Origin of the sequence: Novosphingobium lindaniclasticum LE124, from assembly GCF_000445125.1 — a bacterium.
GTDB classification, from domain to species: domain Bacteria; phylum Pseudomonadota; class Alphaproteobacteria; order Sphingomonadales; family Sphingomonadaceae; genus Novosphingobium; species Novosphingobium lindaniclasticum.
Window position 1 is genome coordinate 1 of record NZ_ATHL01000124.1, and the last position, 536, is coordinate 536.

A 536-nucleotide genomic window follows, 5' to 3' on the forward strand; every position below is an offset into this window, starting at 1 on the left:
CCAGCTCGCAATGCTCTGGGAAGGTATCGACTGGAGGCGCCCAAATTGGGGCGCGCCGCCTGCCCAGGTGGGCTGATTTTTGTTTCTGAATCTACCTGTTTTCATGGATATTCCTGCCCTTGGCTGGTAAGCGGGATCATGCTGAGCGCGGCGCGAAATCTTCCCGAAGACCCAGCTTTGCTGAAGGCGATAATCGCCGACTTGCAGGCAGAAAACGCGAAGCTGGCGGCAACGGTCCGTGCACATGATCTGGTGGTTCAGGCCCTGCGTCTGCGCATTGCAAAGCTGAAGAAACAGGCCTTCGGCAAATCCTCGGAAAAGATCGAACGCGAGATCGAGCAGCTGGAACTGGCCCTAGAGGACATTCTGGTCGCCGCGGCACAAACCGTCGCTTCGCCGAGTGATGTCGAAGAGGATGAGGCCACTGCGCACGTAGACAGTGCACGGGCCATGGCCCGGCGCCCGCGCGTTGCGCCTGACACCCCGCGCGAGCGAAAAGAACTCGACCCGGGCAGCGCTTGTCCCGATTGCGGGGG

1 protein-coding gene is annotated in these 536 nt (G+C 60.8%); it reads left to right on the top strand.

What is annotated here, in order from left to right; genetic code table 11:
* Positions 1 to 138: 138 nt before the first annotated feature.
* The coding region (locus L284_RS42110) for an IS66 family transposase (protein WP_021235429.1) at positions 139 to 536 on the top strand (398 nt) is incomplete at its 3' end.